The organism is Putridiphycobacter roseus, from assembly GCF_003234935.1.
In the GTDB taxonomy this organism is placed as follows: Bacteria; Bacteroidota; Bacteroidia; order Flavobacteriales_D; family Crocinitomicaceae; genus Putridiphycobacter; species Putridiphycobacter roseus.
Window position 1 is genome coordinate 103,955 of the sequence record NZ_QKSB01000010.1, and the last position, 14,950, is coordinate 118,904.

11 protein-coding genes are annotated in these 14,950 nt (G+C 33.0%); 6 read left to right on the forward strand and 5 right to left on the reverse strand.

Annotated features, from left to right (window positions below; all coding sequences use genetic code 11):
• Window positions 1-13: 13 nt before the first annotated feature.
• Window positions 14-2,728 (reverse strand): DNA gyrase/topoisomerase IV subunit A, encoded by a 2,715-nt coding sequence (locus tag DNU06_RS14140; protein WP_111064150.1) that lies wholly within the window; start codon window positions 2,726-2,728, stop codon window positions 14-16.
• Window positions 2,729-2,839: 111 nt separating this feature from the next.
• Here DNU06_RS14140 and DNU06_RS14145 point away from each other — a divergent pair, with 111 nt between their 5' ends.
• Window positions 2,840-4,093 (forward strand): glycosyltransferase, encoded by a 1,254-nt coding sequence (locus DNU06_RS14145; RefSeq protein ID WP_158526904.1) that lies wholly within the window; start codon window positions 2,840-2,842, stop codon window positions 4,091-4,093.
• On the opposite strand, the gene DNU06_RS14150 is transcribed toward DNU06_RS14145, so the two are convergent.
• Both DNU06_RS14150 and DNU06_RS14155 read right to left on the reverse strand, forming a co-directional pair.
• Window positions 4,084-5,121: an alpha/beta fold hydrolase gene (locus DNU06_RS14150; protein ID WP_111064152.1), complete on the reverse strand. Its 1,038-nt coding sequence runs from the start codon at window positions 5,119-5,121 to the stop codon at window positions 4,084-4,086. The two genes, DNU06_RS14145 and DNU06_RS14150, sit on opposite strands and share 10 nt — an antisense overlap.
• Before the next feature lie 5 nt (window positions 5,122-5,126).
• On the reverse strand, window positions 5,127-5,738 hold the full coding sequence (locus tag DNU06_RS14155; protein WP_111064153.1) for a hypothetical protein: 612 nt from the start codon (window positions 5,736-5,738) through the stop codon (window positions 5,127-5,129).
• Window positions 5,739-5,820: 82 nt separating this feature from the next.
• On the opposite strand from DNU06_RS14155, the gene DNU06_RS14160 reads away from it, so the two are divergent.
• The 5 genes from DNU06_RS14160 (at window position 5,821) to DNU06_RS14180 (ending at window position 12,246) form a co-directional block, all read left to right on the forward strand.
• Window positions 5,821-6,288 carry an RNA methyltransferase gene (locus DNU06_RS14160; protein ID WP_199399031.1) on the forward strand — a complete coding sequence of 156 codons (468 nt, stop codon included), beginning with the start codon at window positions 5,821-5,823 and terminating at the stop codon, window positions 6,286-6,288.
• 104 nt (window positions 6,289-6,392) lie between these two features.
• Complete coding sequence (ttcA, locus tag DNU06_RS14165) at window positions 6,393-7,223, forward strand: tRNA 2-thiocytidine(32) synthetase TtcA (RefSeq protein ID WP_111064155.1); 831 nt, start codon at window positions 6,393-6,395, stop codon at window positions 7,221-7,223.
• A 4-nt stretch (window positions 7,224-7,227) separates the two neighbouring features.
• Window positions 7,228-8,274, forward strand: coding sequence for an endonuclease (locus DNU06_RS14170; protein ID WP_111064156.1), 1,047 nt, complete (start codon window positions 7,228-7,230; stop codon window positions 8,272-8,274).
• A 77-nt stretch (window positions 8,275-8,351) separates the two neighbouring features.
• A complete protein-coding gene (locus DNU06_RS14175) occupies window positions 8,352-11,510 on the forward strand; it encodes a S41 family peptidase (RefSeq protein WP_111064157.1) in 3,159 nt (1,052 codons plus the stop codon).
• Window positions 11,511-11,598: 88 nt separating this feature from the next.
• On the forward strand, window positions 11,599-12,246 hold the full coding sequence (locus DNU06_RS14180) for a leucine-rich repeat domain-containing protein (protein WP_158526905.1): 648 nt from the start codon (window positions 11,599-11,601) through the stop codon (window positions 12,244-12,246).
• Window positions 12,247-12,518: 272 nt separating this feature from the next.
• Here the strand turns inward: DNU06_RS14180 and DNU06_RS14185 are convergent, their stop codons facing one another.
• Together DNU06_RS14185 and rlmD are read right to left on the reverse strand one after the other, a co-directional pair.
• Window positions 12,519-13,427, reverse strand: a complete 909-nt coding sequence (locus tag DNU06_RS14185) for a WD40 repeat domain-containing protein (RefSeq protein WP_111064159.1) — start codon at window positions 13,425-13,427, stop codon at window positions 12,519-12,521.
• Complete coding sequence (gene rlmD / locus DNU06_RS14190) at window positions 13,424-14,851, reverse strand: 23S rRNA (uracil(1939)-C(5))-methyltransferase RlmD (protein ID WP_111064160.1); 1,428 nt, start codon at window positions 14,849-14,851, stop codon at window positions 13,424-13,426. The genes DNU06_RS14185 and rlmD overlap by 4 nt, the downstream gene beginning before the upstream one ends.
• Window positions 14,852-14,950: the final 99 nt, after the last annotated feature.

Genomic DNA, 14,950 nt, shown 5'->3' on the forward strand with positions numbered 1-14,950 from the left:
GAAACTAATTTGCCTACTCTTCCTCCCCAAATAAATCAGGTTGGCTATCGTCCTTGATGTCTTTAATTGGACTAGACTTCTTTTTATCTGTCATATCCCATTCTACTTCAATCGGACCTTCATCCTCACTGTCAGACTCTGCATCTTCACTTTCGGCCTCTTCCGCTGTCTTTACATCTTCAGGCCAAGGAATTCCACCACTAATTTCATGCGTCAATTCAATTTCCTTTACTTTTAACTTAGTCAATTGATTCCCCAAACTCTTCATGCCTTTTATATCTATAAATTCCGCCAAGTTCAAATCCTTATCTGGTAAGTCTTTGGTTTCTCTAAGGCGTTTGTTATAAATAATTTTAATTACGGGCTCATAGCTGGTTGAAACAATATCCAATTTGGAGTTTTCATGCTCCGTAATAAAGGATACTTTCTTATCAGAACGGGTTTCAATTACAAATCGTTTTACATAGTGAAGCTCCTTCTCGCCATCAAAATACACAGTACTTATGGGTCTATCTGGATGCCATTTTTCTACATGAATTAAATCGTCATCAAAGTGATTAGAAATATCGAAGTTGGTCAAACGATAAGCCCCGGAAGCATATAAACTCAATATTTTATCATCTCCCTTAAACTGACCTAAATAAGTACCTCTTTTATCTACATTTAACCTAGCAACCGTTGGATCAAACCAAATTTTTCTGGCTGCTAAAGTAGATGGTCCAACTTCTTTTTGAACTATTTTTGAAACAATTTCTTTAGTCACTCTATTTCCTGCCGATCCTCTTCCTTTTATCAACAAACTTCCAAAATCAATTTCAAATTTGATGCGTTTTAAATGTGGACGTGGACGTAAGTGAACAGTCACCACTTCTTGCTCTCCATTTGGATGAAAAGAGAAATAATAAACCTTAGAGCCTTTTGTGCCTTTCGTTAAATCATATTCCTTATCCCTTGTAATCGACTTAACATTAAATCGCTTCATCATTGTAGGACCATTCGGCCCATCACGATAAATTAAATGATAAATGGTACGGCTATCGTTCTTTTTGAAAACGGCCGTATGGATAATACCTTTACCGACAAATTTTTTGTCACTAATTTTAGTGACCATCATTTTACCTGTTGCAAAAAATACAATAATGTCATCAATATCACTACAATCTTGTACGTAATCATCCTTCTTTAAATTGTATCCGATAAAACCTTCCTCTTTATTGACATACAATTTCTTATTTGCAACAATTACTTTTCTTGCGGCAATATTATCAAAAGTCCTAATTTCAGTTTTACGTTCTTTTCCTTCCGAAAACTTCTCTTTTAAATCTTTAAAGTAAGCTATAGCGTATTCAATAAGATTGGCCAAGTGATGCTCTACTTCTTTTAACTCAGCTTCAAGTGACTGAATGTAAGTATCTGCTTTGTCAGCGTCATGCTTCGTAATTCTCCGCATTCTCAACTCCAACAATTTCTTTACATCTTCATCCGTAACCGCTCTTGCCAAATGTTTGATGTGTGGCTTTAAGAGCTCATGCGTAATTTCAATGGCCTCTTCATAAGTTCTGCCGTCAAAATCAATGTATATTTTTTGTTCGATAAAAATCTTTTCAAGACTTGAGAAATGCCATAATTCTAACAATTCCGCTTTTCTAATCTCTAATTCCTTTTTTAACAAACCAACCGTTTGATTGGTCGAAATTTTTAATATTTCATTTACCCCAATAAAGTGAGGTTTATCATCCCAAATAACTGATGTATTCGGTGAAATAGACATCTCACAATTAGTGAATGCATATAGTGCGTCAATGGTTTTATCCGGAGAAACGCCAGTAGCTAAATGGATCAATATTTCCACTACCGCTGCAGTATTGTCTTCAATTTTTTTTATCTTAATTTTACCCTTATCATTCGCTTTCAATATAGAGTCAATTAAAGTAGAAGTATTGGTGCCAAAAGGTATCTCATCAATCACTATTGTTTTTGAATCTTCCTTTCTAATTTTTGCCCTTACTCTTACTTTACCTCCCCTTAATCCGTCGTTGTACCCTGAAAAATCAGCCATTCCACCATTTTGAAAATCTGGTAAAATATTGGTTTTCTTTCCCCGCAATACATCAATAGATGCATCAATCAATTCGATAAAATTATGGGGCATGATTTTACAGGCCATCCCTACTGCAATTCCTTCCGCACCTTGTGCTAATAACAAAGGGAATTTAACGGGTAATAAAATGGGCTCATTATTTCTTCCATCATAGGAAGGTGTCCAATCCGTTGTTTTAGGATTAAACACAACGTGCTTTGCAAACTTAGACAATCTTGCCTCAATATATCTTGGTGCCGCCGCAGAATCACCGGTAAGGGTATTACCCCAGTTCCCTTGCATGTCAATCAACAGTTCTTTTTGACCAACTTGTACCATGGCATCTCCAATAGACGCATCACCATGAGGGTGATACTTCATGGTATTTCCAATAATGTTCGCTACTTTATTATAACGTCCATCATCTAATTCCTTCATGGAATGCATAATTCTTCTTTGAACAGGCTTAAAACCATCCAATAAAGCAGGTACCGCTCTTTCTAAAATTACGTAGGAAGCATAGTCCAAAAACCATTCTTCATACATCCCTGACAAAGGAATGACATTACTGTCCTCTTCCGAATTTGAATCCATGTCTCCATCATTCAATTCTTCATTTTCATTAATATCATCAATCTCTTCTGCCATGTTTTTCTGTTGAACGCGAACAAAAATAATAAACCTCTTCATTCTCTCCACATATACACTTGTGGAGTTATTAACATGTTATTTTTATTTTTTCATGTTATCTTCGTCCCAATGAATTTTTACTTGCAAAAATATGGGTTTCAGAACCCAGTAATTAATCACGTCCCTTCTGTAAATCTTGAGACAATCGTAGTAATACCATGCTTTAACGAACCTGACATTATCCCTTCTTTAAATGCATTAAACAATGCAGACCAACCAAATGCTGGTGTGGAAATATTAATCGTAATTAATCACGGAGAAATTCATTCTGAAGAAATTAAAGCGCAAAATGCCAAAACAATTGCCCAAATTGAAGAGTGGAAGTCAAAAACGCTGTTAAACTTTCCTTTTTTCATTCTTAAAGCCTTTGATTTACCTAAAAAACATGCAGGTGTTGGATTGGCTCGAAAAATAGGAATGGATGAAGCTGTTGCCCGCTTCCATCAAATTCAAAAGGACGGTATAATACTTTGCTTTGATGCCGACGCAATTTGTGAACCAAACTATTTTTTGAACATTGAAAAACATTTTATAAAAAATCCTAAGTCACCTGGTGCAGCTCTCAAATTTGCACATCCATTGGAAGGAAATGAATACGAAGAAAAAGTATATCAAGGTATTGTTTACTACGAACTTTTCCTCCGCTATTATAACCAAGGACTAAAATATGCCAATTTACCATTTGCTTTTCATACTGTTGGGTCGAGTATGGCGGTCCGCTCTAGTGCCTATCAAAAACAAGGTGGCATGAATAAACGCAAAGCGGGTGAAGATTTTTATTTTTTACATAAAATTATTGCCCTAGGTAATTTTATGGAAATTAATGACACTTGCGTTATTCCTTCTCCCAGAACTTCAGATCGCGTACCTTTTGGTACAGGAAAAGCAATTAATGATTGGATGGAAACTGAAATGGATGATTACTTAACTTATGACGTAAGGATATGGGATCTTTTAAGGGAGTTTGTCCAAACAATTCCCTTACTATTTGAAGGGAAATTGGAAAATACCCCATTTTATAAAAATCCAATTCACCAATACTTCATTAAATTCCTAGAGATAAATAACTTTCAAGAAGATTTGCAGGGTATATTAAAAAACTCAACGGATATCCATTCGTTTATTAAACGATTCTACGCGTGGCTAAGTGCTTTTAGAATTCTAAAACTAGTACATTACTTAAGGGATGAACAATTTGCCAACCAACCAATATTTGAACAAGCTAAAGGCATGGCCTTAAGAAATAATTTTTATGCGGATGAGGCGGATGAAAAAGCCCTTTTAATCAGGTATAGGGAGCATGAAGCAAATCATCATTCGTAAAGAGAAATAAATCCTATAATTTCATTCGTAAATTTTTCAGGTTCATTTATCATGGGCGAATGTCCAGAGTGTTCGAAAAAAACCAATTTCTTATTGGATGAACCTACCTTGTTAAACGCATCAATACCCAATGCTGGAGGTACTACAAAATCATATTTCCCCCAAAGAAATTGTGCGGGTATTTTAACCTTATAAAGAAATTCACTGGTTGGGTTTTCTTTTGAATCATTATTCAATACACCATTAACCAAACTATTATTTGTTAAAATACTAAGACTATTAATAGGTGAGTTAAAAAAGGAATACCCTGCCGTTGAATTGTCTTCAGGACGTTCAATTTCCTTTAGCTTTTGTTCCGCTTCAAAACCTTTTTGATTCAAGTATAATTCATCTGCAAAAGTAATATTTAAGGTATCTATTACTTTTACACTATCCAGCACTTCTTGCCAAAATCCTACTTCATGGTTTTTTGCAACTTGTGCTTCCCCTACAGTTTTAAAAAGTCGAATGGCTTCTAAATTATTTTGTGCAAAATCGTTTACGCCATCCACTTCAATCCAACCTTTTAATTCTTCCTGAATTGCCGTGTTTACTAAAACATGTGAAGAAGTAATCCCACCCCAACTGTGTCCTAATAAAAACAAACTAATATCATCTCCATACTTTAATTTTAAAAATTTAGTTAAAGCATATACATCTTTTGAATTTTGTGTCAAAGTTAAGTCGCTCTCCGAATAGCTTCCTTGTGAAGCACCATTCCCACGTTGGTCCATATATACTATAGCATATTTTTCTTCTAAAATTTCTGAATACCTACCTCCATTATATGCCGTGCCACTTCCGCCTGGACCACCATGCAATAACAATATAAAGGTCTTACTTGCCAAATTACCATTCACCTCCACCGCTAAATCTGCACCATCATTTCTAAACATAAAACGGGCGTACGTAGCCGTCTCTTGCTTGGTACAGGAAACAATTAAAAGCCCCATGATTACCATGCTTAAATACAAGTTAATTTTTTTCATATTGGTTACTTAAAGTGATAAATAAATTCAATTTCTAAAGCGCCATTAAATACAAAACCATAGCTATACGAAAGAACTTGTAGGTTTGGCTTCAGCTGAAGCTTAATCGGGAAATTACTTTTCAAACTAAAATCACGACCAACATACGGAGAGAAACTGTAAACTATTCCTCCAGAACCTGCAAATAATATCTTTTCAATTTCATTATCTACTATCGCATAAGTGTCCGTTTTATAATCTCGATATAAATAACCAACCGAAATGTCTGCGCCATAAAGCCAGCCCTTTCTCATCTTCATCCGCTCATAACCTAGACCTATATTTCCAAACCACCCATTGTGATTGTTAGCAAAACTATACGCCCCAATGGAAACTTTTCCATAATATGTTCTACGTTTCACTTTGTTTCCTTTTTTTTCCTGAAAACGTGTAAATTTTCTTTCCTTGGATTTTTCTTTGGTCACTAAATCATAATATCCGCCTAGTTTTAACCCTGGATGAATTGCGTTATCGCCATATATACTAAAAGATACTGCAAATGGACTGCCCACTTCATTTTGTGAAAAAGCCAAGTGATAGTAATGCGATATTAAAAACACCAAAAATATTTTTTTCATAAAAAATGGTTTAGCAGGTAAAATTAGTATTATATCTACAATAAATACAAGTGTTTGGAATAGGAAATATTATATTTACCAAATGAAACAACACTGGCATCAAGATGAAGAATCATTTTTTGGAATTGGCGTTTATCAACCTAAAACAGCACACAATATTGGTACATTATGGAGAACTGCTTATATTTTAGGTGCAAGCTTTATATTTATTATTGATGGGAAATATAACCACCAAGGCTCTGATACAGCTAAGGCTTGGTCAAAAATTCCATTCTTTAAATACGACGATTTTGATCACTTTTATAACTCTATGCCACATTCCACCCAATTAGTAGATATTGAAACTGGAGAAACATCTTTACCTCTAAATAAATTTACACATCCACCTAGAGCCTCTTATTTATTGGGTGCAGAAAACAATGGATTACCAGAAAAAATAATCCAACGTTGCCACCACTTAACCCGACTACCAGGAAAAACATCCATGAATGTCGCAGTTTCAGGTAGTATTGTAATTTATGACCGCGTTGCAAAAAGAGAATCCTTTTAAGCGCATCTGCTAAAGTACCTGTTTTTTTAACCATGCTACCTTTTATTTTAGGATGGTAGTCTCCACTTTTATTAGTACTTTTGTCCTGAATTTTGATACAATAAATGAGAACGGAAGCGGAAATAGAAGAAGAAAAATTAAATCGTAAAATAAAAAAAACGGTTTGGAATGCCATCAACGAATACAATATGATCGAAGATGGTGACAAATTAATGATTTGTCTTTCTGGGGGGAAGGATAGCTATACCATGTTAGACATCATGATGCAAATACAAAAAGCATCTGTCTTTAATTTTGAAATTGTAGCCGTAAACCTCGACCAAAAACAACCTGGTTTCCCTGAGGAGGTACTCCCTAACTACTTAACCAATGTAGGAGTCGAATATAAAATTATTGAAGAAGATACTTATAGTATTGTTAAAGAAAAAACACCTGTCGGTAAAACTACTTGTAGCTTATGTTCTCGCTTGAGAAGAGGTAATTTATATACTGCTGCACAAAATTTAGGCTGTAACAAATTAATGTTAGGGCATCACCGAGATGATATTATTGAAACATTTTTCCTAAATTTATTTTTTGCTGGAAAAATTGAAACAATGCCCCCTAAATACGAAACAAATGACGGTCGTTTTGTTGTATTACGTCCACTTGCTTACGTAAAAGAAAAAGACATTATCCGTTTGTCGGAAATTAGAAACTACCCAATTATACCATGTAACCTTTGTGGTTCACAACCCAACATGCAACGTCAATTAACTAAAGCAATGTTAGCAAAATGGGAAGAAACATATCCTGGTAGAAACGAAATTATGTTTACAGCCATGAAGAATATCTCCCCTACCCATATGCTAGATCATGATTTATTTGACTTTAAAACTTTAACCCCAAAATTAATGGGGGAAGTAAAAGCTGGTAAAGAATTTGAGCTACTTTAAATAAATGAAAATACAATTCGCTTTTTTTATTACCCTTTTTTCTTTGCCTCTTTTCGGTCAAACACCATCCTATTATAATGATGTTAACCTAAACTTAACTGGCTTAAATTTGAAGCAAGAATTGGCTCAAAAAATTGTATCCACACACAACAATACTTTATCGTATGGACAAGTTTGGAATGTTTTAAAGGAAGCGGACAGTAACCCTATCAACAGTAATAATGTACTGCTATTATACGGTTGGAATGATACAGATACAGACATTACCAATGACTTAAATAGAAACATAGAGGATAACGGCGGCAATACCGGAGATTGGAATAGAGAGCATACTTATGCAAAATCTTTGGGAACCCCTGCCCTTGGTACAAGTGGTCCTGGTGCAGACGCCCATAACCTAAGGGCTTCAGATGTTCAAAGGAATGGTTCTAGAGGAAATAAAAAATTTGGGGAAGCTACCCTTGGAACCCCATCAGGTACCGTAGGAACTTTTTGGTTTCCAGGCAACGAATGGAGAGGAGATGTTGCTAGAATTTTAATGTACATGTATTTGCGCTATGGCGATCAATGTAAACCTAGTAATGTTACCATTGGAAATCCAGTAAGCGTCGATTTAAATATGGTGGATTTATTATTAACTTGGAATGCTATAGACCAGCCAGATGCATTTGAAGACCACCGAAATGAAATCATTCAACAAAACCAAGGCAATAGAAATCCATTTATCGACAACCCTTATTTAGCTACAATTATTTGGGGAGGAAACACAGCTCAAAACAGATGGAATTTAACCCTTAAAAAAACAGCTTTAGCATCATATATATTATATCCAAACCCAACCAAAAATAAACACTTTACAATTTCTAATTTATCCGTAAATTACAATCATCAATTAACACTGCTTAATATGCTAGGAGAAGTAGTTTTTACCATAAAATCAGATTATAAAAACAATATTTCAATCGATTTACCTGAATTGCCAAAAGGTAATTATTTATTAAGAGTGAATTCTAACAATACCATTTTCCATAAAAAAATTCTCCTCTTATAACGAAAATCATTCGCTTTAAATATTCCTTGCGAGTAACTTTATCATAATTTAAGTACATTTAGTACAAATTAATAATTATGAAAGCTTTCCTATTTCTTTGTTTTTTTGCTATAACTTCTACACTAAACGCCAACCCACTTTGGCTAAGATACCCTTCCATTTCTCCTAATGGAGAATGGATTACATTTAATTATCAAGGAGATATTTTTATCGTCAGTGTAAAAGGCGGGGTAGCGCGTCAATTAACAAGTAATTCCGCTTATGATTATAACCCTGTATGGTCACACGATAGTAAAAAAATAGCATTTGCCAGTAATAGATTTGGGAATTTTGATGTTTTCCTAACAGACACTGAAGGTAACACGCCTACCCGACTAACTTACCATTCCTCAAATGACATCCCTAATGATTTTACCCCAGATAATCAAAATGTAATTTTTACTGCAGCGCGTTTGGATAATTACCAATTTGCACAATTTCCCTATAATGGATTAAATGAAGTTTATCAAGTTGATTTAAAAGGAGGAAGAGAAATTCAATTTTTGACCATTGCTGCTGAAAAAATAAAATTCAATAAAAGTGGAGATGAAATTATTTTTCAAAATAAAAAAGGCTACGAAAATGAATGGAGAAAACACCACCAATCCTCCGTCACAAGAGATATTGTCAGTTATAATATTCAAAATAAAACATTTAATCAAATTACCAACTGGAATGGTGAAGATAGAGACCCTCTATTTGGAGATGGAGAAAACATCTATTTTTTATCAGAGAAAAGTGGTACTTTTAATATTTGGAAAGGAACCAAATCCAACCCTTATCAATCGCAAATTACCGACTTTAAAACGCATCCTATTCGATTCTTAAGTAAATCAAATAATAATGTTTTAAGCTTTTCATACCAAGGCGAACTGTACACTAATCAAAATGGTAAAAGTGTAAAATTAGAAATCATCATTCACAAAGACTTGACAAGTTTGCCCACTCATTTAATTAACGTAAATAAAACCAGTGGGGACTTTGCACTATCTCCTAATAATAAAGAGATTGCATTTGTTCACCGCGGAGATATTTATGTAACTTCCATAGATTATAGCTCCACTAAACAAATTACTAATACACCTGGAATGGAAAGAACTGTCAGTTTTAGTCCTGATGGTGAAAAAGTGTTATACGCTGCAGAAAGAAATGATTCATGGAATATTTATGAGAGTGAAAAAATAAGAGAAGAAGAAAATTATTTCTTTAATGCTACTGTTTTAAAAGAAACGGCTTTAATACAAAATGATCAAGAGACTTTTCAAGCTGCTTATTCACCAGATGGAAACGAAATTGCATACCTTGAAAATAGAACCGCAATTAAGGTATACAATATAAAAAATAAAAAAAGCCGTACGGTTCTAGCGGGAAAATATAACTACTCTTATTCTGATGGCGATCAGTATTATCATTGGTCACCCGATTCTAAATACATATTAGCCGCATTTTTTGAATACGAAAGATGGTCAAGTGACATTGGTTTAATTGATGTAAATACAAATAAAGCACCTATAAACTTAACCAAAAGTGGATACGGTAATGGCAATGCTAAGTTTGCCATGAATGGTAATATGGTCTATTATTCCACAGACAAATATGGCTTTCGCTCTCACGGGAGCTGGGGAGCAGAAAATGATGTAGAAGCAATTTTCCTAAACGAACAAGCTTATAAGAAATTTACCCTAAACAAGGAAGATTATGAGCTATGGTTGATAGAAAATAAAAAAGATTCTTCTTTGAACAAAATTATATTTGATCCTGAAAATTTATTTGATAGAAAGAAAAGGCTAACAATCCACTCCTCTTCTCTAATGGACTTTTATGTAAATAATGATGCTACAAAAATTCTATACCTTGCGAAATTCGAAAAAGGATTTGACTTATGGCAAACAGATTTTCGTGAAAAAGAAACAAAAATAGCTGTCAAATTAGCGGGATCTCCTTCGGTAATTATTTTAGATTCCTTAGAAAAAAATATTTATCTATTAAATAAAGGAATGATAATGAAAGTAGACGCAAAAACATTCAAGCCAACACCTATTAAAATGAATGCGGAAACAAATGTTAACTATGCAGATGAACGTCAAGAAATGTTTTACCATGCATGGCGTCAAGTCAAGGAGAAGTTTTATGTCAAAAATTTACATGGTGTGGATTGGACTGCACTTAGAAATAATTACGCGAAATTTTTACCGCATATTAATAATGGATATGACTTTGCAGAGTTATTATCAGAAATTTTGGGAGAACTAAATGCTTCTCATACCGGATCTGGATATAGAAACTACAAGCCAAATGGCGACCAAACTGCATCTTTAGGTTGTTATTATGATGAATTATATAATGGCGATGGTTTAAAAATAATAGAAATTATGGACAAGAGTCCTTTATTGACAATTTCTAAGAAAATAAAGGCTGGCTGTATTATAGAAGCTATTGATGGCCAAAAAATTGAAAAAAATAAAAACTATTACCATCTTTTGAATAGAAAAGCAGGTAAAAAAATATTACTCACCATTTTAAATCCGAAAACAAAAGAAAAATGGGAAGAAATTATTACGCCAATTGGAAAAGGTCAGGAAAATGAATTGGCATACGAACGCTGGATAAAAAGTAGAAGTCAAATAGTTGACGAATTATCTAATGGTAAATTGGGGTATGTTCACATCAAAGGAATGAATTCTAGTAGCTTTCGAGAATTATATGACAAAGCTTTGGGAGAGTTAAATACAAAAGAGGCGCTGATTATTGATACAAGATTTAATGGTGGAGGCTGGCTTCATGACGATTTAGCTACTTTCTTATCCGGTAAGTTATACATGCAATTTGTTCCACGTGGACAGACAAATATGGGAGGTGAACCAATTTCTAAATGGCAAAAACCTTCATGTGTATTAATGAGTGAAGGTAATTATTCTGATGCACACCTTTTTCCATACACTTATAAGGCTTTAGGTATTGGAAAATTAATAGGCATGCCTGTACCTGGAACCGGAACTGCCGTATGGTGGGAGACTTTAATAGATGGTAAAACCTATTTTGGTATTCCTCAAATTGGTATGCAGCGTGTTACTGATCAAGTTCTCGTTGAAAACCAAGAGCTACAGCCAGATATTAAAGTAAATAATACCTATAAAAAAATGATAGAAGGAGTAGATGAACAATTAATTTCTGCAATCAATGAGCTACTTCAATAAAAAATTACCGCTTTTATTCCTGCTATTACTCACCTCTATTCAATGTAACAATCTTTCGCTTTTAAATAGAAGCAAAATAATAAAGCGGATGAATTTAAGTCATAAAAACTTAACAAAAATTCCGTCAGAAATATTTAAATTAAAAGATTTAGAAGTATTGATATTACATAACAATAAAATTACTGAAATTCCACCAGAAATTTCACAATTAAAAAAATTAAGAAAATTAGTAATTAGTAGAAATGATATACAAATCCTTCCACCTGAAATTGGCTTATTACCTAATTTAAAATGGCTTTCTTTAAAAGCGAATAAAATAGATAAGCTACCTAAAGAAATAGGTCAATTAAAAGCATTAGAAGTATTAAATCTAAACTTCAATAGATTAATCCAATTACCAGAAGAAATCTGTATGCTATCCTCTCTGGAACAATTAATGATCGGTTACAATAGTTTAACTTCTATTCCACAACACATAGATTCATTAACAAGTTTAAAAGAAGTATACTTAAATAATAACCAAATTAATCAACTTCCGGATTCCTTCTATAATTTATATCTTAGCCTTTTAGATATGTCTAATTTAGGACCTGCTTTCCTTCCTTCAGATAAAATTTGCAATATGAACCAAATTGAAAGTTTAATAATTGATCGAAACACACTTACATTTTTTCCAATTTGTATTCAAATTAGAGCAAATAATAATTCTAGATTTAATATCATTATTAAAGATTGAGAACTAATATTATTTAACACCCCGCCAAAAAAACGTAGCCTCTACTATGATTTTTTGTTAACCCATATTTATGATGACAAGAATGGGCTGCGGGGATTAGTTAAATAAATCAATTAAATATTCTCTCTTATTCAAAGATAAAAAATTAAACATAAAATAAGACTATTAAAATATCAAAAAATAGGACATTATAAGACTCCTATTAATAATAATTAAGGTCTATTAATACATGAACCAAACTATTCAAGTAAAGCTTAACAAAAGCAGTGCTATTATTTTTTGTAATCCCAAATAATTATTTGTTTATCGTCACTACATGAAATTAAATGGTTTTCATTCCATAATATAGCATTTACAGATGCTTTATGACCTTCACTTGATTTAAAATCAATTTTCTCTTGAAATTGAAAATCCGAGATTCTCCATATTTTAATAGATTTATCTCTACTCGCAGATGCAAAATAGATACCATCTGAAGAACGTTTAAAATCATATATTGCAAAATTATGCGCGGGAATCCTTTCCTTAACTTTATAAGTAAGTAAATCTAAAACACCAATATGTCCATCCCTTGAACCACTCAGTAAAATATTTTTTTCACGTATATATAATAACGTATATATAGAAAAATTCTTTACATGTAATTGACTAATCTCTTGTTCTAATTCTAAATTTTCTTTATCTAAAATTAATAAACTTCCAGTACCACAACCAACATACAACTGGTTTTCAATTTTTAATATTACCCTGACTTTTAAGGATCCTAAATTCTTAGATTGAGACCTTTCTAGTTTAACTAAATCCCAAGATACAATATGTCCATCTTCCGCACCGCTATATAAAATACATTCTTCGTCATCCACCGTTAGCGCATATACCATTCCGCTATGATACTGCAATACTTTAATTTCTTTTCCTAAGCTTAAATCCAATACTGATATATTTCCATTGGCTTGTCCTATTAATAACCAATTTCTTTTATTTAAATATTGAATCGTAATCGGTTTAGACTGTACTTTTGCAATCAACTGAGCAATTGCAGGATTGTTAATGTCCCAAGCAATTATTTGATTATCAAAACTTCCAGAATATAATTGTTCTTTTTTATCATTAAAAGCTAAATCATAGATAGCACCGGTATGTCCCGTTAAAGCATATCGTTTATGAATTAATTGATTCATTCCTTTATAAATAAACCGACTGCTTCAATATGAGAAGTATGCGGAAACTGATCTACTAAACTAAATTTCTGAAATACATAACCATGATCTTCTAATTCTCGTGCATCTCTCGCTTGAGTTGCAGGATTACAACTGATATATACGATCTGTTTAGCATTCAACTCTATTACCATTTTTAATGTCTTAGGTGCTATACCTGCCCTAGGTGGATCCAGAAAAATAGTATGAATTTTATTATTGTAATCTGGGTACTGTTTTAAAAACTTCCCTACATCAGCAGCATAAAATTCAATATTTTCTACGGCGTTGCGTTTTGCATTTCGTTTCGCATCCTCAATAGCTTCTGCAACTATATCAACTCCAATTACCTTAATATTTGGTAATTCATTCGCAACTATCTGTCCTATTGTGCCTGTTCCACAAAATAAGTCCATTATTATCTCATCCTTTAATTCAAATTTTTCTTGAGCATAATCAATGGCTTTGGTATATAATCGTTCAGCACTTTTAGGATTAGTTTGAAAAAAACTTTCCATACTAATTTCAAACATCAATCCTTTCAATTCTTCTAAAATAGTGGGAGTGCCATATAATAATTGATTATTGCCATTTTCTATTTTTGCTCTATCTGCAACATCATCATTAATGGTATGCTGAAGTCCTGCCAAACGATCTCCAAATAAATTCACCATAAACTCCTTAAAAGAGGCTCTATCAAACAACTTCAATCCCTGAGAAGAAGAAACTAAATTAATTAATAACTGATTAGATTTAAAAGATTTCCTTACGACCAAATGACGAAAAAAACCTTTCTTTTGAGGGGGATGCCAAGCTGGTAATTCAGTTTTTTCAAGGTACAACCTAACCTCTTTTAATTTTTCTTCAAAAGCAGCATCAAATAAACCATCTGGCTTATTTAAATTTTCTACCTTCCACCAGGTTCCTCTTGTTTTAAAACCCAATGCAAATTGATCATCTAATTCTTCACCCGTTTCAAGGTCTTTTCGAATCGTAGAAAAAGAATACTCCATTTTATTTCTATAGTCGAAAATTTCTGGAGATTCAATAAATTCATCAAACAAAGTTGTGTTATTTTGAAAACCACCTAATTTTCGATAAATGTCAATGGTGGATTCCTTTTTATATGCTTGTTGCTTTTCAATTGGTAAACTAATATAAGGTGCGCCAGAAATAGGTTGATATGGTAACTGTTTTTCATCACTTGAAGGTGTTAACACTTCTATCAGCTTACATTCCGCATGCTTTTTTCTTTTTTTAGCTATTCTTGCAGATACTTTTTGACCTGGTATGGTATTATCTACAAATATTATATACGGTCCATTTTCATTTTCAATCTTTGAAAAACCTTTGCCACCAAAAGCGTAACCTGTAATATCTACTTCTATAATTTCACCTCTTTTCACTTGACTATGTTTAAGTAACAAAAATACATATTCCTATCAAAGAAATAGATTTAAATAATAAATTTATGGCAAAAAAAAAGCCTCATTAGATTAACTAAT

What these genes read in the sequence shown, in the direction of transcription:
- DNU06_RS14140 (WP_111064150.1), bottom strand. Translation starts at nt 2,728, where the DNA reads ATGGCAGAAGAGATTGATGATATTAATGAAAATGAAGAATTGAATGAT.
- DNU06_RS14145 (WP_158526904.1), top strand. Translation starts at nt 2,840, where the DNA reads ATGAATTTTTACTTGCAAAAATATGGGTTTCAGAACCCAGTAATTAAT.
- DNU06_RS14160 (WP_199399031.1), top strand. Translation starts at nt 5,821, where the DNA reads ATGAAACAACACTGGCATCAAGATGAAGAATCATTTTTTGGAATTGGC.
- ttcA (WP_111064155.1), top strand. Translation starts at nt 6,393, where the DNA reads ATGAGAACGGAAGCGGAAATAGAAGAAGAAAAATTAAATCGTAAAATA.
- DNU06_RS14150 (WP_111064152.1), bottom strand. Translation starts at nt 5,121, where the DNA reads ATGAAAAAAATTAACTTGTATTTAAGCATGGTAATCATGGGGCTTTTA.
- DNU06_RS14155 (WP_111064153.1), bottom strand. Translation starts at nt 5,738, where the DNA reads ATGAAAAAAATATTTTTGGTGTTTTTAATATCGCATTACTATCACTTG.
- DNU06_RS14175 (WP_111064157.1), top strand. Translation starts at nt 8,352, where the DNA reads ATGAAAGCTTTCCTATTTCTTTGTTTTTTTGCTATAACTTCTACACTA.
- DNU06_RS14180 (WP_158526905.1), top strand. Translation starts at nt 11,599, where the DNA reads ATGAATTTAAGTCATAAAAACTTAACAAAAATTCCGTCAGAAATATTT.
- DNU06_RS14185 (WP_111064159.1), bottom strand. Translation starts at nt 13,427, where the DNA reads ATGAATCAATTAATTCATAAACGATATGCTTTAACGGGACATACCGGT.
- DNU06_RS14170 (WP_111064156.1), top strand. Translation starts at nt 7,228, where the DNA reads ATGAAAATACAATTCGCTTTTTTTATTACCCTTTTTTCTTTGCCTCTT.